21 protein-coding genes and 5 tRNA genes are annotated in these 23,008 nt (G+C 46.2%); 14 read left to right on the forward strand and 12 right to left on the reverse strand.

The genetic code is table 11. The features are described from left to right. Positions 1-179: 179 nt before the first annotated feature. The gene (gene nagZ, locus M1L23_RS09805; protein ID WP_252627192.1) at positions 180-1,169 is read right to left on the reverse strand and encodes a beta-N-acetylhexosaminidase; all 990 of its coding nucleotides are present in this window, start codon (positions 1,167-1,169) and stop codon (positions 180-182) included. A 90-nt stretch (positions 1,170-1,259) separates the two neighbouring features. Here nagZ and M1L23_RS09810 point away from each other — a divergent pair, with 90 nt between their 5' ends. Further along, positions 1,260-2,576, forward strand: coding sequence for a S41 family peptidase (locus M1L23_RS09810; RefSeq protein ID WP_252627193.1), 1,317 nt, complete (start codon positions 1,260-1,262; stop codon positions 2,574-2,576). 45 nt (positions 2,577-2,621) lie between these two features. Here the strand turns inward: M1L23_RS09810 and M1L23_RS09815 are convergent, their stop codons facing one another. From M1L23_RS09815 to hemA, 8 genes are all read right to left on the reverse strand, one after another. After that, positions 2,622-4,937 carry an acyl-CoA dehydrogenase gene (locus M1L23_RS09815; protein WP_252627194.1) on the reverse strand — a complete coding sequence of 772 codons (2,316 nt, stop codon included), beginning with the start codon at positions 4,935-4,937 and terminating at the stop codon, positions 2,622-2,624. A gap of 29 nt (positions 4,938-4,966) precedes the next feature. After that, positions 4,967-5,599 carry a TetR/AcrR family transcriptional regulator gene (locus tag M1L23_RS09820; protein ID WP_252627195.1) on the reverse strand — a complete coding sequence of 211 codons (633 nt, stop codon included), beginning with the start codon at positions 5,597-5,599 and terminating at the stop codon, positions 4,967-4,969. 102 nt (positions 5,600-5,701) lie between these two features. Further along, on the reverse strand, positions 5,702-6,547 hold the full coding sequence (gene kdsA / locus M1L23_RS09825; RefSeq protein WP_252627196.1) for a 3-deoxy-8-phosphooctulonate synthase: 846 nt from the start codon (positions 6,545-6,547) through the stop codon (positions 5,702-5,704). A gap of 46 nt (positions 6,548-6,593) precedes the next feature. Next, a complete protein-coding gene (locus M1L23_RS09830; RefSeq protein WP_252627197.1) occupies positions 6,594-6,980 on the reverse strand; it encodes a SirB2 family protein in 387 nt (128 codons plus the stop codon). 34 nt (positions 6,981-7,014) lie between these two features. Continuing rightward, complete coding sequence (locus M1L23_RS09835; protein WP_252627198.1) at positions 7,015-8,526, reverse strand: response regulator; 1,512 nt, start codon at positions 8,524-8,526, stop codon at positions 7,015-7,017. Between the two features lie 101 nt (positions 8,527-8,627). After that, positions 8,628-9,497 carry a peptide chain release factor N(5)-glutamine methyltransferase gene (gene prmC / locus M1L23_RS09840; RefSeq protein ID WP_252627199.1) on the reverse strand — a complete coding sequence of 290 codons (870 nt, stop codon included), beginning with the start codon at positions 9,495-9,497 and terminating at the stop codon, positions 8,628-8,630. Beyond that, the gene (gene prfA, locus M1L23_RS09845) at positions 9,494-10,582 is read right to left on the reverse strand and encodes a peptide chain release factor 1 (RefSeq protein WP_252627200.1); all 1,089 of its coding nucleotides are present in this window, start codon (positions 10,580-10,582) and stop codon (positions 9,494-9,496) included. The genes prmC and prfA overlap by 4 nt, the downstream gene beginning before the upstream one ends. Positions 10,583-10,584: 2 nt before the next feature. After that, positions 10,585-11,844 (reverse strand): glutamyl-tRNA reductase, encoded by a 1,260-nt coding sequence (gene hemA, locus M1L23_RS09850; RefSeq protein WP_252627201.1) that lies wholly within the window; start codon positions 11,842-11,844, stop codon positions 10,585-10,587. 132 nt (positions 11,845-11,976) lie between these two features. On the opposite strand from hemA, the gene lolB reads away from it, so the two are divergent. The 13 genes from lolB (at position 11,977) to M1L23_RS09915 (ending at position 19,805) form a co-directional block, all read left to right on the forward strand. Continuing rightward, positions 11,977-12,642, forward strand: coding sequence for a lipoprotein insertase outer membrane protein LolB (gene lolB, locus M1L23_RS09855; RefSeq protein WP_252627202.1), 666 nt, complete (start codon positions 11,977-11,979; stop codon positions 12,640-12,642). Then, on the forward strand, positions 12,639-13,499 hold the full coding sequence (gene ispE / locus M1L23_RS09860) for a 4-(cytidine 5'-diphospho)-2-C-methyl-D-erythritol kinase (protein WP_252627203.1): 861 nt from the start codon (positions 12,639-12,641) through the stop codon (positions 13,497-13,499). The genes lolB and ispE overlap by 4 nt, the downstream gene beginning before the upstream one ends. Positions 13,500-13,544: 45 nt before the next feature. Beyond that, a complete protein-coding gene (locus M1L23_RS09865) occupies positions 13,545-14,492 on the forward strand; it encodes a ribose-phosphate pyrophosphokinase (RefSeq protein ID WP_252627204.1) in 948 nt (315 codons plus the stop codon). 130 nt (positions 14,493-14,622) lie between these two features. Further along, the gene (locus tag M1L23_RS09870; RefSeq protein ID WP_252627205.1) at positions 14,623-15,273 is read left to right on the forward strand and encodes a 50S ribosomal protein L25/general stress protein Ctc; all 651 of its coding nucleotides are present in this window, start codon (positions 14,623-14,625) and stop codon (positions 15,271-15,273) included. Between the two features lie 14 nt (positions 15,274-15,287). Continuing rightward, positions 15,288-15,872 carry an aminoacyl-tRNA hydrolase gene (pth, locus tag M1L23_RS09875; protein WP_252627206.1) on the forward strand — a complete coding sequence of 195 codons (585 nt, stop codon included), beginning with the start codon at positions 15,288-15,290 and terminating at the stop codon, positions 15,870-15,872. A 30-nt stretch (positions 15,873-15,902) separates the two neighbouring features. Then, positions 15,903-16,994 (forward strand): redox-regulated ATPase YchF, encoded by a 1,092-nt coding sequence (gene ychF / locus M1L23_RS09880; RefSeq protein WP_252627207.1) that lies wholly within the window; start codon positions 15,903-15,905, stop codon positions 16,992-16,994. A gap of 115 nt (positions 16,995-17,109) precedes the next feature. After that, entirely contained in the window at positions 17,110-18,486 is a 1,377-nt protein-coding gene (locus tag M1L23_RS09885) for a class II fumarate hydratase (RefSeq protein WP_252627208.1), read from the forward strand. A gap of 12 nt (positions 18,487-18,498) precedes the next feature. After that, on the forward strand, positions 18,499-19,167 hold the full coding sequence (locus M1L23_RS09890) for an SDR family oxidoreductase (protein WP_252627209.1): 669 nt from the start codon (positions 18,499-18,501) through the stop codon (positions 19,165-19,167). Between the two features lie 147 nt (positions 19,168-19,314). Then, a tRNA-Met gene (locus M1L23_RS09895) sits at positions 19,315-19,391 on the forward strand. Positions 19,392-19,403: 12 nt separating this feature from the next. Next, positions 19,404-19,488: transfer RNA gene (locus M1L23_RS09900), tRNA-Leu, on the forward strand. Positions 19,489-19,501: 13 nt separating this feature from the next. Next, positions 19,502-19,576: transfer RNA gene (locus M1L23_RS09905), tRNA-Gln, on the forward strand. 55 nt (positions 19,577-19,631) lie between these two features. Beyond that, positions 19,632-19,706, forward strand: a tRNA-Gln gene (locus M1L23_RS09910). 14 nt (positions 19,707-19,720) lie between these two features. Beyond that, positions 19,721-19,805: transfer RNA gene (locus M1L23_RS09915), tRNA-Leu, on the forward strand. 64 nt (positions 19,806-19,869) lie between these two features. Here M1L23_RS09915 and M1L23_RS09920 read toward each other — a convergent pair. Genes M1L23_RS09920 through M1L23_RS09930 form a run of 3 tightly spaced genes read right to left on the reverse strand, consistent with a single transcriptional unit; the run spans position 19,870 to position 22,917 of the window. Beyond that, positions 19,870-22,050 (reverse strand): PepSY domain-containing protein, encoded by a 2,181-nt coding sequence (locus M1L23_RS09920; protein WP_252627210.1) that lies wholly within the window; start codon positions 22,048-22,050, stop codon positions 19,870-19,872. Positions 22,051-22,069: 19 nt separating this feature from the next. Continuing rightward, positions 22,070-22,552, reverse strand: a complete 483-nt coding sequence (locus M1L23_RS09925; RefSeq protein ID WP_252627211.1) for a DUF2271 domain-containing protein — start codon at positions 22,550-22,552, stop codon at positions 22,070-22,072. After that, positions 22,549-22,917: a PepSY domain-containing protein gene (locus M1L23_RS09930; protein WP_252627212.1), complete on the reverse strand. Its 369-nt coding sequence runs from the start codon at positions 22,915-22,917 to the stop codon at positions 22,549-22,551. The genes M1L23_RS09925 and M1L23_RS09930 overlap by 4 nt, the downstream gene beginning before the upstream one ends. Between the last annotated feature and the right edge of the window lie 91 nt (positions 22,918-23,008).

Consider the following 23,008-nt stretch of genomic DNA (forward strand, 5'->3'; position numbering starts at 1 on the left):
TAGTTTTTCAGTGACCCGCACCTCAAGGTAATGAGATGTGAGTTACTTTAAATGTTTAGCAATGGAAGCGGAAAAGAGCGAGTTTAGAAAGGTGGCTTAATCTATTGGCCTGTGTTTTGACCTAATGCAAAAGGTTTTTAGAGGGTAAGTGCCAACTATAAAATAGCCAGCACGTTTTTTTAGTTGTTATATTTCGCAAGGGTTGCTTGGCTTTTTGCCATTTGAGCAGCCGACAGCTCAACTATTTGTGGCAGCAAAAACTGGGCTGCGTTGCGAGTATACAATGGCGTTTCAACTTCTTCTAACACTTGTTTAACCGCTTGGCGGTTATTACACACTAATAGCAATTCACCACCCGCTTGGTAGGCGGCTTGCGCTCTAGCAGGAACATTTCCAACTACTCGTGCCCCCTCCATAAGCAAATCATCGCTGATAATAACTCCATTAAATTGACAATCTTCACGCAATACTTTTTGTAACCAATAGGGTGAAAAACCCGCCGGTAAAGCATCAACTTCACTGTATATAACATGCGCAGGCATAACTGCGTCGAGCTTATGAGCTAAGGCTTTAAACACTTTTAAGTCCTGATTTTGAATTTCAGCAAAGCTCCGTTCGTCGATAGGAATATCAATATGCGAGTCGGCCACCACAATACCGTGTCCAGGGAAATGTTTTCCTACACAGCACATACCTGCAGCGGCCATGCCATCAATAAACGAACTGGCAAGCGATATCACTTGTTCCGGTATTGCCGAAAAAGCCCGATTACCAATGACCGTACTTGGACCAATTAAGTCGAGCACTGGCGCATAGCTTAAATCAATATCGAACTGGCGTAATTCGGCTGCCATGAGCCAACCTAAGTCGTAAGCGTCGGCTTCCGCTTGAGCCGAATCATTTGCGTTAAGCAAGCCTATGTCGGCCATAGCGGGTAGTTCCGAAAATTCTTTTCGAAACCGTTGCACACGACCACCCTCATGATCAACTGTAATCAACAGTTCACTACCACAGAGGGCGCGCAACTCGGCTATAAGGCGAGCTAGTTGTTGTTTATTACTGTAGTTTCGACTAAATAAAATAACGCCTTGTACCACCGGATGGACTAATAACAGCTTGTCTTCCGCCGTTAGCGTTAAGCCTTCAAAGTCAATAATCAAGCCACTCATGCTGTGGGTTACCTTTCTTTCGCAAACTTGTATATTTGTCTATGCTAACTCATTATGTTTGTTATTACTCTTGATTAATAGGCATGCTTTATGAACAAGAAATTATTTGCCCTAGTGAGCTTAAGTTTAGTATTAACGGCATGTGGTAGCGATGACCCGGCCGAATTTCCGGTCATTGGCTCAAGCTGTACACAACTTGGTAAAAACACACAGCTATTCAATATAATGCACGAAAACTATTTGTGGAATACCGACCTTCCGCGCAAGGTGAATTTAGCCAGCTATCGTAGTATTACCGACCTGCTTAATGATATTAAAAGCCCACGAGATCGCTTCTCGTTCACCATGACCAAACAGCAGTATGAAGATCGCTATGTTAATGCGGTGTTTTTTGGCTACGGATTTGGTACACAAAGCCTTTACGATGAAGGCAAAATGAAAGTTCTTTATGTGTATGACGACTCGCCAGCCGCAGAAATAGGCTTAAAGCGGGCCGATGAAATTATAGAAGTAAACGGCATTGCCATGGCCACTTGGCTGGCCCGCCTTGCCAACGGTACTGCCACTAACGAAGATATGTTTGGGCCAAATAAAGCTGGGGTTTCGGTCGATATTATGTGGCGCAGCCCCGATGATTCCGTTAGTGCGGCTACCATGAGTAAACGTTCCGTCGAAACCAACACGGTATTTCATACCCAACGCGAAACCATTGGTAATAGCGATGTGGGCTACTTTGTGTTCGATACCTTTATTGATCGTTCTAAAGACGATGTAAATAACGCACTCGATCAGCTTGTTGGTGTTGACGAACTGATTATCGACCTACGCTATAATGGCGGCGGCTTAATTCGTATCGCCAACCAAATTGCGTCACAAACCGCTTGGCATAAGGTAGAGCATGAAACCTTTGTTACTTATAAGTACAACAGTAACTTTAGCGACCAGTCGGTACTGTTTGATTTAGGTGCAGGCATTACCCGGCTGAATCTTGACCGAGTATATGTGCTAACCACGCAAGGCAGCTGCTCTGCTTCTGAGCTTATTATTAATAGCCTAACGCCCTTTATTGAAGTGGTAACCATTGGTGAAGCAACCTGTGGTAAGCCTGTTGGCCAGTACCCAACACAAATTTGTGATGAGGTATTATTTGCGATTAACTTCCAAACCGTTAACTCGGCTGGGTTTGGAAATTACTTTGACGGCATACCCGCCACCTGCGCAGCAACCGACACTGTGGTAGCCGATTGGGGCTCAAGCCAAGACCCATTATTAGCTACTGCATACCATCATGTGCAGCAAGGAAGCTGCCCAACGCCAGCCTTATCGGCTTTAAGCATAACCCAACAAACACAAAGGGCCCCGCTTACGCGTGACCCTTTATTGGATAAGTTAGCCAACGAACACTAACTATTTATTCCTACACACCAGGTAATAGCGAGCTAAGTTTTCAACTTAGTTCGCTTTACTATTGTTAAAGTTTCCGGCCTTTACGTCGGCAAAGGCGTAACTGTCAACTGCAATTGCACGCTGGCGTAGCTCTTCACATATTTGCATAGTTGCTACTTCATGGTCGTCTAGCAAGCCTGCATGTTGCGCTGCGTCAACCCAAGCTTTACCACTTAAATTGCCGTCTAGCTCACCTAGTTTTTCCGCCTTATGTAAGCGCTTATACACAGGCTTCAGCTTATGCATTAGCTGGAAAGCTAGTTCCATGTGGCCTGTAGTGTCTTGCGGATCGTCTTTCCAATAACAAAGGAATGTATGCCCGTCTCGCTGCACACTTGGTTTCATCATGGCATTGGCTACTACCCGTGCGTCGTTGTCGCTAGGAGATTTATAACGCACACCTAAGGGGAAGGTTAATAACTTCATTAAACAACCCACAAAGCGGCTTGGGTAATTGTTAAAAAAGTCTTCGAAAGCGACACCAATTGCATGCAAGTGATAGTCGAGAGCATAACGAGCAAACGGCAGTTCTACTTGCATACGGCCTTCGTCTTCAAAGCGCTTTAATACCGCAGAAGCCATATATAAGTGCGAAAGCACATCGCCTAGCCGCGCCGAAGTCATTTCGCGACGCTTTAAGTCGCCACCAAGGGTAAGCATGGCCACATCGGCACATAAGGCCATGGCGCGGCTCATGCGGGAAAGCTGCTGATAATAACGCACAACTTCCCCCCCCACAGGCGCACGAGCAAAATGAGCTCCTGTTAAACCATGCCACACACTAGCAAAAGTATTACTAACGGCAAAACCAAGGTGGCGTAATAAAAGCCCATCGAAATCCTTTAGGCCTTGTTCTTCATCTGGGTTTGCCGCAGCCGCCATTTCTTGCAATACATACGGATGACAACGAGTAGCGCCTTGGCCAAAAATCATTAAATTTCGGGTTAAAATATTAGCCCCTTCCACCGTAATAGAAATAGGAGTACCCATATAACCACTAGCCAAATAGTTCAGCGGCCCCATTTGAATACCTTTGCCCGCATGAATATCCATGGCCTTGTTGATCACCATGCGGCCCATTTCTGTCATATGGTATTTGGTAATAGCAGTAATCACCGACGGGCTATAGCCTTCACATAAAGCGGTAATAGTTAAGCGTCGGGTAGCTTCTAAGCTGTAGTTTAAGCCACCAATACGGCCCATAGCCGACTGCACACCTTCAAACATACCAATGGGCAAACCAAACTGTTGGCGTACAAAGGCGTAAGCGCCTGTCATACGTTCAGCCGTATGCCCGGTGGCAGTAGCCAGAGCCGGCAGTGAAATGCCACGCCCTGCCGACAAACATTCAACCAGCATGCGCCAACCTTTACCGGCGTACTCTGCACCACCAATAATCCAGTCGAGGGGTATAAACACGTTTTTACCGTAGGTAGTACCGTTTTGAAACGCCAAGCCTAAAGGTAAGTGCCGCTCACCAATTTCAACACCTTGGTGCGACGTGGGTATTAGCGCACAGGTAATGCCTATTTCTTCCTGTTCACCAAGCAGTTGTTCTGGGTCGTAAAGTTTAAAAGCCAAACCTAAAACAGTAGCAACAGGCGCCAAAGTAATGTATCGCTTGTCCCAATTTAAGCGTATACCTACAATTTCTTCGCCTTCAAACTCGCCTTTACACACAATACCCGTGTCGGGAATACCACCAGCGTCGGAGCCTGCTTCAGGACTGGTTAATGCAAAACAGGGTAATTCGTCACCTTTGGCCAAGGCGGGTAGCCAATGTTGTTTTTGTTCTTCAGTGCCGTAACGGGTAAGCAGTTCACCTGGCCCTAATGAGTTTGGCACCATGACACTAACCGCAGTGCTAATGGAGCGGCTGGCAATACGTGCCACAATATGCGAGTTGGCTGCAGGCGAGAAGTCGAGGCCACCGTATTGTTTACCAATAATCATGGCAAAAAAGCCTTCTTGCTTTAGATATTGCCAAACCTCTGCGGGCAGATCACGCTCATGGGCCACAATATCGAAGTCGTCTAGCATGGCTAGCAGCGTTTCTAATTGGTTGTCTATAAAGCTTTGTTCGTCGTCAGTAAACACTGGTGCTTTGGTTGCCAGTAAAGACTCCCAATTCGGTCGCCCAGAAAAAAGCTCTGCGTCCCACCACACATCGCCGGCCTCAATGGCTTCACGCTCAGTGCTCGACATTGGCGGCAGCACCCGTTTAAAAAATTTAAACGCAGGCCGCGAAACTAAGCTGCGCCGTACATCGGGCACACCAAATACAACCGCTAACGCAACAAGAAGAATGAGTACAATAGACATACCGTCTTACTCCAACAGGTAGATTAAATTTACAACTCTGGTGCCGAAATTCCAGCCGCTACATACGGCAATAAACGCTGGGTCATAAATAGCTCTGGATTCGGATCAGAAAAATCAGCTCGTGCAATTTCATTCAATGCCTTTCCCGACACCTGTACAAATAATACTGTACCTAACGCAAAGTGTAGTCGCCAAAATAAAGTTTCAGCAGCAAAATGTGGGTTTGCTAGAGTAAATAATCGAAAAGCATGCTGAACCACGTCGCCGAAGCGATTCATAGTGAACTTTCGCAAATGCCCTTGAATTTCGCTATAACCATAACCTAGTAATTTAAGGTATATTTCTGCCCCACCTTGGCGCACTTCTTCAAGTGCCGCTAACGGCCCTATGAAGCAGGTGAGAATACGCTCTGTGGTAATGTTTTGTGTTGCTTCCAGCAGTTTTAGTTCAGCACTTAGTGCGGGCATAAAAACGCGTTGGTAACGCTCTAAAACGGCCTGAATAAGGCCTTTCTTAGAGCCAAAGTGATAATTTACGGAGGCTAAATTGACTTCCGCTAGCTGGGTTATTTCTCTTAGTGAAGTTGCTTCGTAGCCTTTTTCGGAAAATAGTTTTTCTGCAGCTCGAAGAATTCGCTCACTTGTTTTTGCAGCTTTGCTCATAGCGCCCTTCGTTTAAAACAGGTGTTTAAATACACCTCTACCATACCTTAGAGCGCTCTGCCGAACAAGATAAAGACAAGGAAAACGATGTTTTGCAGTTAGCTAAATGGAAGTGTCTAAATGTGGAAAACCCTTCACCAATTCGTCTACTGCCTTTATTTGGTGCAAAAAGTTTTCAAGTTTTGCTAGTGGCAAAGCACAAGGACCGTCGCATTTAGCTTGCTCGGGGTTTGGGTGCGCCTCAATAAATAAACCTGCTATACCTAGAGCCATACCACTGCGGGCCAATTGCGCTACTTGCGCACGGCGACCATCTGCTGAGTCGGCTCGGCCACCTGGCCGCTGTAGCGCGTGAGTAGCGTCAAAAATAACCGGTGCCATTGGCTTCATATCATCCATACCAAGCATGTCAACCACCAGGTTATTGTAACCAAAACTACTGCCTCGTTCGCACAGCAACACTTGATTATTACCCGCTTCAACAAACTTATTAATAATATGACGCATTTCATGGGGAGCTAAAAACTGAGGTTTCTTTACATTAACCACAGCACCTGTTTTCGCCATAGCGACCACCAGATCAGTTTGGCGCGCTAAAAATGCTGGCAATTGCAATACATCAGCCACTTCTGCAACGGGCGCCGCCTGAAAAGGTTCATGAATATCGGTAATAACCGGCACCTTAAACTTTGCTTTTATGTCGGCCAGAATTTGTAGCCCCTTTTCTAGCCCAGGGCCACGGTATGAATGCATTGACGACCGGTTGGCTTTATCAAAAGACGCTTTAAACACATAAGGAATGCCTAGTTTGCTTGTTACTGCCACATAATGGGCTGCAACTTCCATGGCCAAGTCTGCTGACTCTAAAACATTCATACCGCCAAAAAGCACAAAAGGCTTATGATTGGCAACGTCAATTCCTGCAACCCGTACTTCTTGCAAATTCATCTTTTTTCCTATGAACAAAAATTAAATAACCTTTGGCGGTTGTGCTTTAAATAGCAGCTAATAAAACACCATGTTTCATAAACGCTACTTTAGCCAACCAAAACCACGACATAATAGCCAAGGCAGCAAAAGGTGCTTTTAGCTTGGCAGAAAAGCGTCCACGTAAGGCCAACACCGTTAGTACAGAAAAAACGACATAAACAATAAAGCCAACCAGTTTTTCTGTTACAAAAGGCACACTAAATGGATACATTCCTGTTACCACTACCACGCCAATAATAGAAGCAACCAGCAAGCCGTCGATGGCGTGTGGTAATACTTTAAGCCAAGGCTTGTCTAATTTGGTTGCACTACTCCAAGCTAAAAACACTCTTAAAAGTAAAAACACTAAACTTAATACCGCAAATGTAGCGTGTAAATGCTTAACCATCATGTACATAAAACGTCCTTTATTATAATTATTGGCGTTAATGGCTTACTTTATTTTCATTAACTAAAAACTGGTATAAAGCCTGCGAGTTTGCCTTAATAGCATCACTTAATTCCGGCGCATAATGTTTGCCACGTTCAGCGTCAAGGCGGCTTAACACATCTTCTAAGGGTATATCTTGTTGAACCAGCTCATAAAAGGTTCGGCAAATATTGAAAACACTGGTTTCTATTGCTATTTCCTCGCCTTGCTTACCCACGGGCAAGCCCATTCCGTCATAACGTTCAAGCCGCTCTTCCAGTGCCCGCACAGCTATTTGCGCTTCTTTATTTTTAGCCATTTGTAAGGGTCGAATTGCACGCACTAGTCGTTGTTGGCAGGGTGAAACTCTGCTAACGGGCTGAGCTTCAATAACGGTAATTAACGACTCGGTACGTTCATAAAGCCCTGCCGCCGTACCCGCTCGTTGCCGCTGTTCTAAAGGCAACGCTAGCAGTTCGGTTACTTTGTCGACTAGCTTTACAAACGACGTACGTTGCTTGGGGTATAAGGCATAATGCTCTTTCTCTAGCGCCATAAGTCGCGTTACTAGCTGCGCAAAAAGGTGGTCCGTGTCTTGTAAGCAAATAACATTGTCGAGGGCCAGTTGCACATTGTCGGCAAACACTTGTAACAACTCACGCTCTTTGTCTGTTAAAGGCCGCGATAAGCCCGTTAAGCATAATAAAGCTCCATGTGGGCGGCATTGGCTTGGGCAATAGGCAAGAACAAAGTCGTCGGCATAATAAATACTGTGTGTTTTCACTACCCCCGATAGCTCCACCAGGGCTTCTTTTGGTAAGGCGGCTTTTATCGGCTGGCCCACCAGTTGGTCGGCGTCTTCACCGTAGGCGGCGCGTATTTTTAAATCGCCGTCTTTATTCGTTTCATTGGCAGCTGCATATAAAGTTTGTCGCGCACCGCCAATCAACCAGCTTAACTGTTGCACTACGCCAGCAATAAAATGGTCCATCGACTGCAAAGCAAATAAGTCGTTCATTGACGAAATTATTTTCTCTAACCCATTGCGGCTATGCACGATGGAAATAATGTCTCGATAAGAACGTAAGCTGGCCATAACCGCGGTGAATAATTTTTGCGCAGTTAACTCTGTTTTCGACTTATAGTCGTTAATATCATAGTTGACGATAACCGTGCGCTCTGGCGCTTGCCCTGGCTGCCCAGTGCGTAAAATAATGCGAGTATAACGATTGCCTAAATCATCGCGAATATACCGCGCCACATTTAAACCGGCGTCGTCTGTTTCCATCACTACGTCGAGTAAAACAATGGCAGCGTCGGGGTGTGCCTTCACCAATTCGCAGGCTTCAACTCCCGAATATGCACTGTGAAACTCAAGCCCACGGCCTAAAAATTGAAAGTCACTTAATGCAAGCTTGGTTACTGCATGAACTTCTGGCTCATCGTCGATAATGAGTATTTTCCAGTGATCTTCAGGCAATTCTTGCTGTTGCACCGACTCATCTGCGAAAAGGTATCTACTATTCATTCGGATTATCTACTCCTTCCATGCATCCTACTCAATTGATAATGGCCATAGAATGCACCTAATGCCAACTATTTGTTTGTTCAGCAAGCTGATTTACTGAACTAGCTAACCGCATTATCTGCTGTAAACCTGTTTATTTGCGGTATGTATTGAGCATAGGTAATACGGTCTAACTTTGCATAGTCTTGCTGTGTTGTAATGTTGCTATAGCCGTTTGCTAGAAAGATTTTTCGAACTTGTTCAGCTTGCGTGAAACCGTGTTCAAAAACAAGCCAACCTCTTGCTTTTAAGTACTGTTTTGCTTGCTGAATAATAAGTTGTATAGCAGCTAGCCCCTGCTGTTTAGCCACCAATGCCGAACGCGGTTCAAAACGCAGGTCGCCTTGGGTTAAATGGGGATCGTCAGGGTCTATATAAGGCGGGTTTGACACAATAAGATGATATGTACGCTCACCCACCGCGCTAAACCAATCGCTTTGAAAAATGTTAACCTGGTTTAAACCCAATGTATTGCGATTATGCATGGCTAATTGTACTGCCTGCGGTTGCAAATCAACGGCGTCTAGCTGCCAGTTTGGCTGCTCTGTCGACAAGGCTAACGCTACTGCCCCAGTTCCTGTACCTAATTCTAGCACCACCGCATTATTGGGTAGCGGTAATGCTAAGCAAGCCTCAACTAGCAATTCAGTTTCTGGCCGCGGAATAAGGGTGCTGTCGTTTACTTGTAAACGAAAGCTCCAAAAGTCGCGGTAGCCGAGCAAATGGGCAATGGGTTTGCCTTGGGCGCGCTGTTGTAATAACGCTTGATAATCTGTGAGCTGGCTCGCGCTTATGGTTTGCTCTGGCCAGGTGTATAAGAAGGTGCGGTTAACATTTAATACATGACACAGTAACAGTTGGGCATCGAGCTTTGCTGTTTCACTACCACAACAAAGCGCAATACCCTTTTGTAAGGCATCATTTATATTCATTCGCCGCCATCGGCAAGCGACGATAACAAGTCGGCTTGGTGCTCGAGTAGAATCGCGTCAAGAATAAGGTTTAAATTACCTTCTAAAATTTCCTCTAGCCGATATAAGGTTAGGTTTATACGGTGATCGGTTACCCGTGCTTGCGAATAGTTATAGGTGCGTATTCGTTCTGAACGGTCGCCACTGGCCACTAAGCTACGGCGAGTAGATTGTTCTTCTGCAGCTCGGCGTTCGTCTTCTGCTGCTTGCAAACGAGCCGTTAATACCGACATGGCTTTAGCACGGTTTTTGTGCTGCGAGCGCTCTTCCTGACATTCTGCTACAACACCCGTTGGAATATGGGTAATACGTACTGCCGAATCGGTACGGTTCACGTGCTGACCACCTGCACCCGACGCACGGTAGGTGTCTATTCGTAAGTCGGCAGGGTTAATTTCAATGGCTTCTGCTTCTGGTATTTCAGGTAATACGGCTACTGTAACCGCCGACGTATGTACCCGCCCTTGCGATTCAGTTTCTGGTACCCGCTGCACTCGGTGGCCACCCGACTCAAATTTCATGCGGCCATAAGCACCGTCGCCCATAACGTGGGCAATCACTTCTTTAAAGCCGCCGTGTTCACCGTCGTTTGAGCTAACAATACTAATGCGCCAGCCATTTTGTTCGGCATAACGGCTGTACATACGGAACAAGTCGCCGGCAAAAATAGCCGCTTCGTCGCCACCTGCCCCGGCGCGAATTTCCAAATAACATGGGTGCGAGTCGTTTGGATCTTGCGGTAATAATAATATTTGTAACTCTTGGCTTAAGGTTTCTAAACGCTCTTGCGTGTCGGCAAGCTCTTCCTCGGCCATTTCTTTTAACTCAGGATCAGCAAGCATTTCTTCCGCTGCTTCTTGGTCGGCTTTCGCTTCTTGCCAGCGATTAAAACACTGTACGGTTTCTTCAACCTGCGCATATTCTTTCGACAAAGCACGAAACTGATCTTGGTTCGAAATAACTTCTGGCGTACCAAGCAGTACTTGCACTTCTTCGTAACGCTCTTGAAGTGCTTCTAGTTTATGTATCAATGATGCTTTTAGCATACTTAGTCGTCGGCCTCGTGGTGAATTAGTTTTTGATACGCAGCAAGCGCATTCAAGTCGTTTTCGCGCCCTGCTTGCTGAATCGCCGTCGTTGGTTTGTGCATTAATGTATTGGCTAAACGCTGGGTTAGCTCTTGAATAACTTGCTCAGGATCTTTTCCTGCGGCAATGGCATTTAATGCACGCTCTTTTTGTTTATTGGCAATACTTTGCCCTGTAGCACGGTATTCTCGAAGTAAATCGACACTATTTAAACTTTGTAACCATTTGCCGAAGTCCACTACATGTCGTTCTATTATGCCACGGGCTTCTTGTGCTGCTTCTTCGCGCTGCTGTATATTTTCACTTACTATTTTCTGTAAGTCGTCAACGGTGTACAGGTAAACGTCGTTTAATTCGCCCACTTCTTCTTCAATGTCGCGGGGCACTGCTAAGTCGATAAACAACATTGGCCGATGGCGGCGAGCCTTTATGGCCGTTTCAACCCAGCCTTTACCAATTACAGGCACTGGGCTAGCCGTGGAGCTTATAACAATATCGGCCTTGGGTAATAATGCTTTTATTTGATCCAGAGTATGGGCTTGGCCACCCACTAAGTCGGTTAATTCTTGCGCACGAGCAATGGTGCGGTTGGCCACATTTAGCTTTTTAACGCCTTGTTCACGCAAATGGCGAGCCGCAAGCTCAGCTGTTTCACCCGCACCAACAATAAGCACTTCCGCTTGATTTAAGTCGCCAAAAATGTGTTTGGCTAAATTCACTGCTGAATAAGCCACCGACACCGCGTTCTGACCCACACTGGTTTCTGTACGAACGTCTTTAGCCGCGGAAAAGGTAGACTGAAACAAACGTTCAAATACAGTACCAACAGTGCCTGCTTTGCGGGCATATTCGTAAGCGTCTTTTACCTGACCAAATATTTGTGGCTCACCCAACACTAACGAATCAAGGCCTGAAGCAACGGCCATTAAGTGGCTAATTGCTTGCTCGTTTTCATGTTGGTAGATATGCTGCGCAATACGTTCCGCTGGTATAGCATGGAAGGTTGCCAGCCAGTTTAGAATATGCTCTATGTCGGCGTCTTTGGTGTGGCAATAAAGTTCGGTACGATTACACGTTGATACAATGACCGATTCGGAAACACGCCCTTGCTGCACCAATGATTGTAATGCATGCTCGAGCTGCTCCGGCTGAAAAGCAACTTTTTCGCGCACGTCTACGGTAGCCGTGGTGTGATTAATTCCAATAGCAAGGATGCTCATGAATAGTTCGTTATTTCCTGCTGCAGATGACGTGATTTGGGTGGCATATTGTAAGCGAAGCACGGGTCTATTGAAAGCCACTGGGTAAAACGGGACAAACGACTCTCTTGTTCTATAAAAATGCGAAACAATATGCGAAATACACTTTTAATGTTTTTTATGCCTTTTTTCAGCTTGGTTATTTTAACTGCGTGCTCTTCGCGGCCAAATCATAGCGAACTTAGCCCACATGTTGCCAATGCTTTAGTTCAGCAACATCAACACAACATTGCTCGCATTCAGGCCTGGCATATTCGGGGCCGCATTGCATTTTTTAACTTACGCGAAAACGACCGCAACGCTGCTTCTTTGTCGTGGGCTAAAACTTCAGCTCATTCAATGCTACGCCTGTCGCATCCTTTGCGTGGTACTTTAGCACAACTTGAACAAACACCAGTACAAGCCAGCTTGATTGATAACAAAGGGGAACAACACTTTGCCCCAAGCATTGACCACTTATTGGCCTGGCAACTGGGCTTAACCTTGCCCTTCAACTTGGTTGAAACCGCCATGACTGGCAAGTTACCGCAACAGTTCGGTTCTGAATTTAGTTTTTACGCCGACGGCACTGTCGCAAAGTATATGGTTACTACACGTAATGGACCACGGCGTAGCAAGCAGCAATGGCATGTTAACTTGAGCCGCTATCAAAGGGTACAAAGTGCAAACGGCCTGCTTATGCTGCCCCACGAACTTGAAATCACTCATGTTGACTATAAAATACGTTTACAAATTAATGACTGGAGCCAAATTGAGTGACAGCCCCCAACTTAGTGTTACCCGCACCCGCCAAATTAAATCTATTTTTACATATAGTTGGTCAACGCGACGACGGCTACCATAATTTAGAAACGCTGTTTCAGTTTTTAGACTATGGCGATAGCTTGTCTTTTTGGTACACCCAAACGGGCACAATTAGCCTTGAACCCAACTTGCCGGGTGTTGCTCAGGAAGACAACTTAATCGTGAAAGCCGCCACCGCATTATTGCCATTTCGTTCAAGCTTAACCGCGGGTGTACATATTGAGCTCAACAAATATTTGCCTATGGGTGGGGGTTTGGGCGGCGGTTCATCAGACGCTGCCACCGTATTACTTGCATTAAATGAGCTTTGGCAACTTAAGCTTAGCCACCAACAACTAGCCGACATTGGCCTTGCTTTAGGCGCCGACGTGCCCATCTTCGTTCATGGTTATGCAGCTCTAGCCCGCGGTGTTGGCGAACAACTTGTGCCCATGACACCAGCTGAAGCATGGTATTTAGTTGTGCACCCCGGTGTGGCTATTAGTACCGCCGAGATATTTGGTCATCCAAACTTACCACGCAATACAAAACCACTAGCAAGCAACCATGTTGTATGGTCTGATTGCCACAACGACTGTGAGCAGTTGGTCGAATCACTGTACCCGCAGGTTGCGCAAGCACGCCTGTGGTTGCTAGAATACGCTCCGTCCAGAATGACGGGAACCGGTGCCTGTTTATTTGCGGCTTTTGCTTCAAAAGCAACCGCAGAACGCGCATTGGCAAAGCTACCAAGTAAATTTAGTGGTTTTGTGGCCCAAGGGAAAAACATTTCTCCTGCGCACCAAGCATTAAATGCACAGTTGGCAAACTAATCCCGACGTTTTCCGCACCCACATATTAAAAGGTTGAGGTTTACCGTGCCCGACATGAAGCTTTTCGCCGGCAACGCAATACCCGAGCTGGCTCGCAAAATTGCTGATCGACTCTACATCAAACTCGGTGACGCTGAGGTAGGACGTTTTAGCGACGGCGAGATCAGTGTTCAAATCAACGAAAATGTCCGCGGCTCGGACGTCTTCATAATTCAATCAACTTGCGCCCCAACGAATAATAACCTAATGGAACTAGTGGTTATGGTTGACGCCTTACGACGCGCTTCGGCAGGTCGTATAACAGCTGTCATTCCTTACTTTGGCTACGCTCGCCAAGACCGCCGTGTTCGCTCTGCCCGTGTGCCTATTACCGCAAAAGTAGTTGCCGACTTTTTGTCCAGTGTTGGTGTTGACCGTGTTTTAACCGTTGACTTACACGCCGAACAAATACAGGGCTTCTTCGATGTACCAGTAGACAACGTGTTCGGTAGCCCCGTGCTACTTGAGCATATGAAACTACAAACCTTCGATGATCCAGTTATGGTGTCACCCGATATTGGTGGCGTAGTTCGAGCTCGGGCCATGGCTAAATTAATGAACGACACCGACCTAGCTATTATTGACAAGCGCCGCCCGAAAGCGAACGAGTCACAAGTCATGCATATTATTGGTGACGTTGCCGGTCGCGACTGCGTGATGGTTGACGACATGATCGACACCGGAGGCACCCTTGCTAAAGCAGCCGAAGCATTAAAGAAAAGCGGTGCCAAGCGCGTATTCGCTTACGCTACCCACCCTGTTTTTTCCGGTAACGCAGTGGAAAACTTACGTAATTCACAAATAGACAAATTAGTTGTAACCGACAGTATCCCGCTTTCAGAAGAAATGAAGGCAACGGGTTTAGTTACGCAGCTAACCTTAAGCGGCATGCTTTCAGAAGCTTTACGCCGCGTAAGCAATGAAGAGTCTATTTCAGCCATGTTCGAATACTAAAACGTAAAAGCTACTTTTTGGTAATTGAAAATAAACTGCGCAAATGATAGACTGCGCCGCCCTTAAATAAGAGGGCTCTCGTTACTTTCTGGTCGCGGAAAGTAACTTCATCATTTTTGGAGATATGCCAATGAGCACACCTAATTACAGCTTTAAAGCTGAGATCCGTACTGACCTAGGTAAAGGTGCGAGCCGCCGCCTGCGTCACGAAGGAAAAGTTCCAGCTATTTTATACGGCGGCGATGTAGCCCCTGTATCTCTTACTTTAATTCATGACAAAGTAAACAACGCAGCAGACCACGAAGGTTTTTACAGCAGCATTCTTACTTTAAATGTTGGCGGTGAAGAAATTCAAACTATTTTGAAAGACATGCAACGCCACCCATTTAAGCCAAAGTTAGTTCACTTAGACTTTCAACGTGTAAGCGCGAAAGAAGAGTTTACTACCCGTATTCCTGTGCACTTGCTAAACGAAGAGCACATTCAGAAAGAAGGCGGTGTAGTTATTCGTCATGAAACTGACATTGAAATTTCTTGCTTACCGAAAGACTTACCAGAGTCAGTTGAAATTGACTTAGAAGGTTTTGAAGTAGGCGACACTGTTCACTTAGCCGACATTAAGCTACCTGAAGGTGTAACTTCTGTTGAATTAGGCCGTGGTGAAGACCATAACCTACTGATTGTTGCAATTGCAGCTCAGAAGACAGAGGAAGAAGAAGCCGAAGACGCGGCTGCTGATGCAGAACCTGCTGACGACAGCGACGAAGATAACGCAGAATAAGCGAGTAACTGAGAATGTCTGCAGACATTCGCTTAATTGTGGGGCTTGGTAATCCTGGCTCAGAATATGAACAAACCCGGCACAATGCCGGGTTTTGGTTCATTAACGAGTTAGCGCGCCATTTTTCGACCCCATTAACAAGCGAACCCAAATATTTTGGCATAACCGGTCGTTTGCCCACCCCCTACTCCGACACCCGCCTACTTATGCCCATGACCTTTATGAATCGAAGTGGTCAGGCAGTGGCGCCGTTAGCTAATTTTTTTAAAGTTGCTCCCGAACAGGTTTTGGTGGTTCACGACGAGCTAGATTTAGCACCAGGTATTGCCCGTTTTAAACAAGGTGGCGGCCATGGTGGCCATAATGGCTTAAAAGACATTATTCGCTGCTTTGGTAATAACAGTAACTTCCACCGCTTGCGTATTGGTATTGGACACCCTGGCCATAGCGATCAAGTGACGCCGCATGTACTTGGCAGACCACCACAAAGCGAACGGGAAGCTATTATAAGTATTATCGATGACGCTGTTCGTGCCGTAGACATAGCGCTAGCAACCGGCTGGTTAGACGCCAAACAGTATTTACATTCAGTGCGTTAATGCACTGTCTTTCTAATTAAAGGTACTCTCATGGGTTTTAAGTGTGGAATTGTTGGTTTACCCAACGTTGGCAAATCAACCTTGTTCAATGCATTAACCAAAGCGGGTATTGAAGCCGCAAACTTCCCCTTTTGTACCATTGAGCCTAATACCGGCGTGGTACCGGTTCCCGACGAGCGCCTTACGGCCTTAGCTAAAATTGTGCAGCCACAACGAGTACTGCCAACAACAATGGAATTTGTAGACATAGCAGGCTTGGTAAAAGGCGCATCGAAGGGTGAAGGCTTAGGAAACCAGTTCCTAGCCAATATTCGTGAAACCGACGCCATTGGCCATGTGGTACGTTGTTTCGACGACGAGAACATTGTTCACGTTGCAGGTAAAGTGAACCCGCAAGACGACATTGAAATTATTAATACCGAATTAGCTTTAGCAGACCTCGACTCTGTTGAAAAGGCTATTTACCGCTTAAGCAAAAAAGCCAAAGGTGGCGACAAGCAAGCGAAAACCGAAATGACCGTGCTAGAAAAGCTATTACCGGCACTAGCGGAAGGCGATATGGCGCGCTCCATAGAGCTAGATGCAGACGAGAAAAAAGCCATTCGGTCATACAACTTGCTTACCTTAAAACCCACCATGTATATTTGCAACGTGGCTGAAGACGGTTTTGAGAACAATCCTTATATTGATAAAGTTATGGCCATTGCAGCTAAAGAAAACGCTATTGTGGTTCCTGTTTGTGCGGCGATTGAGTCTGAAATAGCCGAGCTTGAAGACGATGAGAAGGAAGAGTTCATTACTTCTATGGGCTTAAACGAGCCTGGTTTAAACCGTGTCATTCGAGCCGGTTACCAATTGCTAAACTTACATACTTACTTTACTGCAGGGGTAAAAGAAGTACGTGCCTGGACTATTAGGCAGAACTCTACTGCGCCACAAGCGGCAGGGGTTATTCACACCGACTTTGAAAAAGGATTTATTCGCGCTGAAGTGATAGCTTATGAAGACTTCATCAACAATAACGGTGAACAAGGTGCCAAAGACGCTGGTAAATGGCGCTTAGAAGGTAAAGACTACATAGTCAAAGACGGCGACGTAATTCATTTCCGTTTTAATGTGTAAATTTACACTTCCTAAAAATGCCGGCTTATGCCGGCATTTTTGTTTCTAAAGTAATTGAATTGTGTCGCGATCATCATCACCATACACTTATGGTTCGTTGGCTAAGGAAAACATTATGACCGAATTTAGAATTGAAAAAGACAGTCTAGGCGAAGTAAAGGTTCCCGCCGATGCTTTGTATGGCGCACAAACACAACGTGCTATTGATAACTTTAATATAAGCGACGTAAAGCTACCCTTCGCTTTTGTACGCGCAGTGGCCCTTATTAAGTACTGTGCGGCAGAAACTAACGCCGCTCTTGGCGTGCTACCAAAGAATAAAGCCGAAGCTATTATGCAAGCCGCACTAGAAGTATTTGAAGGCCGATGGCAGGCACAGTTCCCCGTTGACGTGTTTCAAACCGGCTCTGGCACCAGCACCAATATGAACGTAAACGAAGTGCTAGCAACCTTAGCTAGCCGGCATGGCAATATTGATATTCACCCGAATGACGACGTGAACCTTGGCCAAAGCAGTAACGACGTTATTCCTACAGCTATTCAATTGAGTGCAGCCCGCCGAATTACTCGTAAACTATTACCTGCGCTTGAGCACTTAATTGCCGTAATTGAAACAAAAGCCTCGGAATTAGACAGCGTGGTTAAAACCGGGCGTACTCACTTAATGGACGCTATGCCGCTTACGCTAGGGCAAGAGCTTCGCACTTGGTCTAACCAAGTTGAGCTTGCTGTAGAGCGTTTAGAGGCCCTATTGCCGCAATTACGTGCTTTGCCTCAGGGTGGTACAGCTATTGGCACCGGCATTAACTGCCACCCTGATTTCGCTGAGCAATTCAGTAAACGCATGAGTGCCTTTACCGAGCAGCCCTTTACCGCGGCTAAAAACCTTTTTAGCGGTATCGCTGGGCAAGATATAGCCGTAGCAACCGCGGGCTCATTAAGTTCGCTTGCTACTGTTATGATGAAAATTAGTAACGATTTACGCTGGATGAACAGTGGCCCATTGTCTGGCCTAGGTGAAATTACCCTACCTACGTTACAACCAGGCTCAAGTATTATGCCGGGTAAGGTAAACCCTGTTGTACCTGAAGCCGTGTGTATGGCCAGTGCCCAAGTATTAGGCAACCAAACCACTATTAATATTGCTGGCCAGTCGGGTAATTTCCAATTAAACGTGATGCTACCGTTAATAGCCTACAACTTATTACAGAGTATTGAGTTAATGACCACCAGTGCCTACGCACTTGCCGACCAGTGCATTAGCCCTTTAACGGTTAATACCGACAAATTGGCTGAAGATCTTGCCCGCAACCCTATTTTAGTAACGGCACTTAACCCGGTTATTGGTTATAACGCTGCCGCTGCTATTGCCAAAAAAGCATACCAACAGCAACGTTCAGTAATAGACGTTGCAGCGGAAGAAACGGATTTGTCGCGGGCAGAGCTTGAGCAACTGCTTAACCCTAGCAATCTCACTCAAAGTCAAGGTTAGGAGTTTATATCAATGACTAAACAGGTTCTTATTACCGGAGCCAACCGAGGTATAGGTTTGGCTTTTACCAGCCAATATGCTGCCGCTGGCTATCAAGTATTTGCGGTGTGTCGTGCCGCTTCAGCTGAACTACGTGCCTTAAGCAAGGTTACTGTAATTGAAGGCATTGACGTAACCGACCCCAATGCTGCTACTTTAATTAGCCAGTCGCTAGGCAATACCACGCTCGATATTTTGGTGCAAAATGCGGGTATTCTTTATCGCGATAATATTAACGATGCGCCAGCAGCCGACATTGCCAAGCAATTTGAAGTAAACGCTTTAGCGCCTCTGCAGCTTACCTTAGGCTTACTTAAGCACCTGACCGCGGGTAGTAAGCTTGCCCTTATTACCAGCCGTATGGGCTCATTAGCCGACAATGGCAGTGGTGGGTACTACGGTTACCGCATGTCGAAAGCCGCTTTAAATGCGGCAGGAGTTTCTTTAGCCTGCGATTTAAAGCCAAAACAAATAGCCGTTGCCCTGCTGCACCCTGGTTTTGTGCAAACCGATATGGTGAATAATGCAGGCGACATTTCTGCCGACGAAGCAGCAAAACGTTTACGCCAACGAATTGAAGAACTAACGTTAACTAACAGCGGAACCTTCTGGCATAGTAATGGCGACGTGTTGCCCTGGTAATTTCGTTCGTCTTTTAAACAAAGGTGCGCTTTTTTGAGCAGTTGAACTGCTAAATGCACTTTTTTCACTAAAAGAGGTTGACGAGGCGCCTGCGGATTCGCATAATGTGCGCCGCACACTCAGGTGTACAAAGAAATGAATATTGAAGGCTATGTAGCTCAGCTGGTTAGAGCACATCACTCATAATGATGGGGTCGCAGGTTCGAGTCCCGCCATAGCCACCAGTATTTTTTCATGCGGACGTGGTGGAATTGGTAGACACGCTGGATTTAGGTTCCAGTGCCTCACGGCGTGAGAGTTCAAGTCTCTCCGTCCGCACCAACTTTAAAGCAGTTGGGGTATAGCCAAGCGGTAAGGCAGCGGGTTTTGATCCCGCCATTCCTAGGTTCAAATCCTGGTACCCCAGCCACTTTAGTTTTAAAGTGTAAAATGCTAGAAGTTGCCACAGCTGCAAGTAATACAGTTGGGGTATAGCCAAGCGGTAAGGCAGCGGGTTTTGATCCCGCCATTCCTAGGTTCAAATCCTGGTACCCCAGCCACTTTTCTAAGTTTTGCGGACGTGGTGGAATTGGTAGACACGCTGGATTTAGGTTCCAGTGCTTCACGGCGTGAGAGTTCAAGTCTCTCCGTCCGCACCAACTTAGAAAGAACGTATATACTGCAGTACATTAGAAAAAGTCGCCAAGGCGACTTTTTTGCTTTCTAGTAGATATCTTCCCGATAACGCTCTTCTGCTTTTAGGCTCGTTACATTCATACCTATTGGTGCAAGCATTTGGTTTAACGTGCTTACTACGTCGGCGGCTATATTTCGGCCCCCACACACTAAAACATAGGCACCTGCTTGAATAAGGCTGGTTACTTGTGCTTGGTCGTTCAAGAGTTTGTTTTGAACATAACCCCGACCTTGCTCCACCCTAGAAAAAATAGCATTAAGTTGAGTAAGCCCGCCGCTATTTACATGCTGCTTCAGTTCTTTTTCATAAAGAAAGTCTGACTTAGGATCGCGCCCGCCCCAATATAAATAAAGCGGCCGGCGCCGGCCGTTGCTACGAATAAAGCCCAATAATGGTCCGATACCGGTTCCTGCGCCAACGAGTATAACCGGCGCTTTATTGGCCGGTAAACGAAACTTTGTATTGGCTTGTAAGAAGCCGTGCACGCTGTCACCTCGTTTTAAATTATGTAAGTATTCCGAGCAAACACCAGCTGGGTGCTTGCGCACACAAATTTCTACGGTGCCTTCGGAGCGAGACGACACTAACGAATAGTAACGTGGCACTGTGGTACCTGGCGCTACTACCGCGAATAAATCGCCGGCCTGATAATTTTTTAATTTTGTAGCTGGTTTAAAAACCAAAACTGCCGTTGGCGCTCCCACTTCAGCACCATAGTCAGTGCGAGACACCAGCTGTAATGCTATCGATTTAGGCAACTTCGGCGTGTAGTCCAGGCTTATTTCTCTACCTAACGGCTTGCTAATAGCTTGCCCCCACTGGCTAAAGTGTTGGCTCGATTGGCGATCGATAAACACTGGTGGTAGCAACTCTGGCCAGCCCTTATGCTGTAAAGCCACCGCTGCTGATTTTGCATAAGCACAGTATTGAGGAAATTGTCGGTCGCCAAAACCAAGTACCGCATAGGGAATTGGTGCCTTTACAGTTAGCTTTTCTAATCGGTTTAAAAACAGTTTAGCCGAGCTGGGTGGCTCTCCATTGCCATAGGTAGCCGCCAGTATAAAAAGCCGTTTAGCCTTGGGGTAATTCACTAAACTATTCATTGCTGCTGTATGTACCTGATAGCCCACTTTAGTTAATGCTTTATGCAAATGATTAGCAAAACCCCAGGTGTTATTGTTTTCACTGCCAACCAAAATAATTGTATCGGCTAATTGGCTAGTTATATTTGCTCTGATACGCACTCGCCCGCGTCGGCGCTGCCACCAAATAATTATCCCCGTACAAAACAACAGTGGCATTGCTAAGGCGCTTGCCCCTAGCAATAAAGCAAACCACCACAACCCTTCACCTGTATGTAGCTGGTAAATTAATTCAAAACTTTGTTGCCATAGGTTGTAAGGCTCAAACACCAGCATGGCGCCAGTGTCTGCGGCAATAATGCCAGCCCCATGGTTAGTTCGTATGTAATACACTTGGTTTTCCATAAATGAATGTGGAAAAACCAGCTCTCGTAAATCTGCTAAAGGAATGTTTTTCAACGCTGGCAAAGTACCAACATCGGCGCTTACACCTGTACTTAAGAAACTAGGTGGCATAGGGTCGGGACTATTCATAGGAGGTAATAAGGAAAAGGTGTCAGCCGACATATACAGGCCGGTTGTTGCCGATATTGTTAACCCAAGCACAGCTATAAGTGCTGTTTGTATGTGTAGTCGCTGTTGCCAGTTACCTTGCGGTTTATGGCAAATATAACGCCAGCCGCCAGCTCTATTAGCTAATAAATAAAGGCCCGTTAGCCCAAGCAGTAGCATCACCAACGCACCAACAGCCGTGGCTATTCGACCTGGGGTGTCTAATAAGTACGAGCGATGAAACTTCTTCAGCCAACTTTTTATCGGGCTACTAGTGGGCTTGGCAATCGCAACACCAGTTATTGGGTCAATAATTGCTGTTCCCATGTTGTTCTTATCAGAATAATAAATAACCACCGCACCCGCTGGCGTACGCTGAAGCTCTTCAACGCCGGGCTGGTGTTTAATCGCTTTGCTAGCTAATTCTGCTACCGAAATATGCGACGTTCCCATTACCGTAGTGTTAAAGCGTTCTAAGGTAGGGTAAATAGATACCGCCACAGCTGTTAACACCAGCAACCCCAGCAACAACCCTGCTGAAATTCCTAATAGCGAATGGAGTTGACGTAACATAATGGCGCCTCCTAACTACTTATAACGAGTACTTGAAGTTTCTAACGTAATGGCGGCCAGTGTGATTCAAGCCTGCTCCACTGGTTGTTAAAGGCACCACTACTTCATTGCTTATGTCGCGCATATCTTCCACCGACGCATCGACACGAATTTGAAACCCAGCGTTTATAAAGGCGTCGTCAATATGTACCGTAACCGTAAAAGTGTCACCCGCTGATACGCTGGCCCCGGTTAAACCATCGTATTCGCTTGCACGCCGCCCACTGCCCCTAGCCCAGCCCGGTAAATGCTTGTAATACTTTGGTTTAGTACCTGCTATCCACAAAGTGTCTGTATAAGCTCCCTTTTCATCAGTAAGGTAAAAAGCTAAGTAAGCCCCGTCGCCACCGTAGTTTTGCAACTGAACCGTCATTTGTACGTTACTTGCTAAGGCTGTTACCGAAACCAACATGGGCATGAAAAAAAAGCCCAGCAGGTAAAACAGCCGCGTTATCTTTTTCATCGGCCTGGCTCCCCTTGGTTAATTACTGTCGGCTCGCTTGGCTGCAGCTCTGCTTGGCTTGGAAGTTGTATATAGTCCGACGTATCACCGGTACCAACAAACTTAACTTCAAGCTCAAGTAAAGTAAGCGTTGCCGGAGCAAAAGTTGCTTCTACTCGGTGGCCTTTACGATCAATCGCTTTTACTTCGTAACAACCGTCATCAATTTTAATGCGTGTTACATTCCAGCCTATGGCCGACATCATTTCGTGAAGCTTTTCTTTTGGTTGCCAGTCAGACACTGGATCTGTGCAATCTACATCTGCCAGCGCGGTACCACTTAGTAAGCAAGCTACAATGAATACCATTAAGTAAATATGTTTCATTTGTGTTCTCCTCGGGTTAGTTCACTATGCATGGTACCGAGCGTTCCTAACATGAAGCTGAAAGCTGTGGTAGTTTTTAATCGGGGCATTT

Source organism: Aliidiomarina quisquiliarum (assembly GCF_023922585.1).
In the GTDB taxonomy this organism is placed as follows: domain Bacteria; phylum Pseudomonadota; class Gammaproteobacteria; order Enterobacterales; family Alteromonadaceae; genus Aliidiomarina; species Aliidiomarina quisquiliarum.

Coding starts and splice junctions, on each gene's coding strand:
- nagZ (WP_252627192.1), bottom strand. CDS start 1,169: ATGAGTGGCTTGATTATTGACTTTGAAGGCTTAACGCTAACGGCGGAA.
- M1L23_RS09810 (WP_252627193.1), top strand. CDS start 1,260: ATGAACAAGAAATTATTTGCCCTAGTGAGCTTAAGTTTAGTATTAACG.
- M1L23_RS09815 (WP_252627194.1), bottom strand. CDS start 4,937: ATGTCTATTGTACTCATTCTTCTTGTTGCGTTAGCGGTTGTATTTGGT.
- M1L23_RS09820 (WP_252627195.1), bottom strand. CDS start 5,599: ATGAGCAAAGCTGCAAAAACAAGTGAGCGAATTCTTCGAGCTGCAGAA.
- kdsA (WP_252627196.1), bottom strand. CDS start 6,547: ATGAATTTGCAAGAAGTACGGGTTGCAGGAATTGACGTTGCCAATCAT.
- M1L23_RS09830 (WP_252627197.1), bottom strand. CDS start 6,980: ATGATGGTTAAGCATTTACACGCTACATTTGCGGTATTAAGTTTAGTG.
- M1L23_RS09835 (WP_252627198.1), bottom strand. CDS start 8,526: ATGAATAGTAGATACCTTTTCGCAGATGAGTCGGTGCAACAGCAAGAA.
- prmC (WP_252627199.1), bottom strand. CDS start 9,497: ATGAATATAAATGATGCCTTACAAAAGGGTATTGCGCTTTGTTGTGGT.
- prfA (WP_252627200.1), bottom strand. CDS start 10,582: ATGCTAAAAGCATCATTGATACATAAACTAGAAGCACTTCAAGAGCGT.
- hemA (WP_252627201.1), bottom strand. CDS start 11,844: ATGAGCATCCTTGCTATTGGAATTAATCACACCACGGCTACCGTAGAC.
- lolB (WP_252627202.1), top strand. CDS start 11,977: ATGCGAAATACACTTTTAATGTTTTTTATGCCTTTTTTCAGCTTGGTT.
- M1L23_RS09870 (WP_252627205.1), top strand. CDS start 14,623: ATGAGCACACCTAATTACAGCTTTAAAGCTGAGATCCGTACTGACCTA.
- pth (WP_252627206.1), top strand. CDS start 15,288: ATGTCTGCAGACATTCGCTTAATTGTGGGGCTTGGTAATCCTGGCTCA.
- ychF (WP_252627207.1), top strand. CDS start 15,903: ATGGGTTTTAAGTGTGGAATTGTTGGTTTACCCAACGTTGGCAAATCA.
- M1L23_RS09885 (WP_252627208.1), top strand. CDS start 17,110: ATGACCGAATTTAGAATTGAAAAAGACAGTCTAGGCGAAGTAAAGGTT.
- M1L23_RS09890 (WP_252627209.1), top strand. CDS start 18,499: ATGACTAAACAGGTTCTTATTACCGGAGCCAACCGAGGTATAGGTTTG.
- M1L23_RS09920 (WP_252627210.1), bottom strand. CDS start 22,050: ATGTTACGTCAACTCCATTCGCTATTAGGAATTTCAGCAGGGTTGTTG.
- M1L23_RS09925 (WP_252627211.1), bottom strand. CDS start 22,552: ATGAAAAAGATAACGCGGCTGTTTTACCTGCTGGGCTTTTTTTTCATG.
- M1L23_RS09930 (WP_252627212.1), bottom strand. CDS start 22,917: ATGAAACATATTTACTTAATGGTATTCATTGTAGCTTGCTTACTAAGT.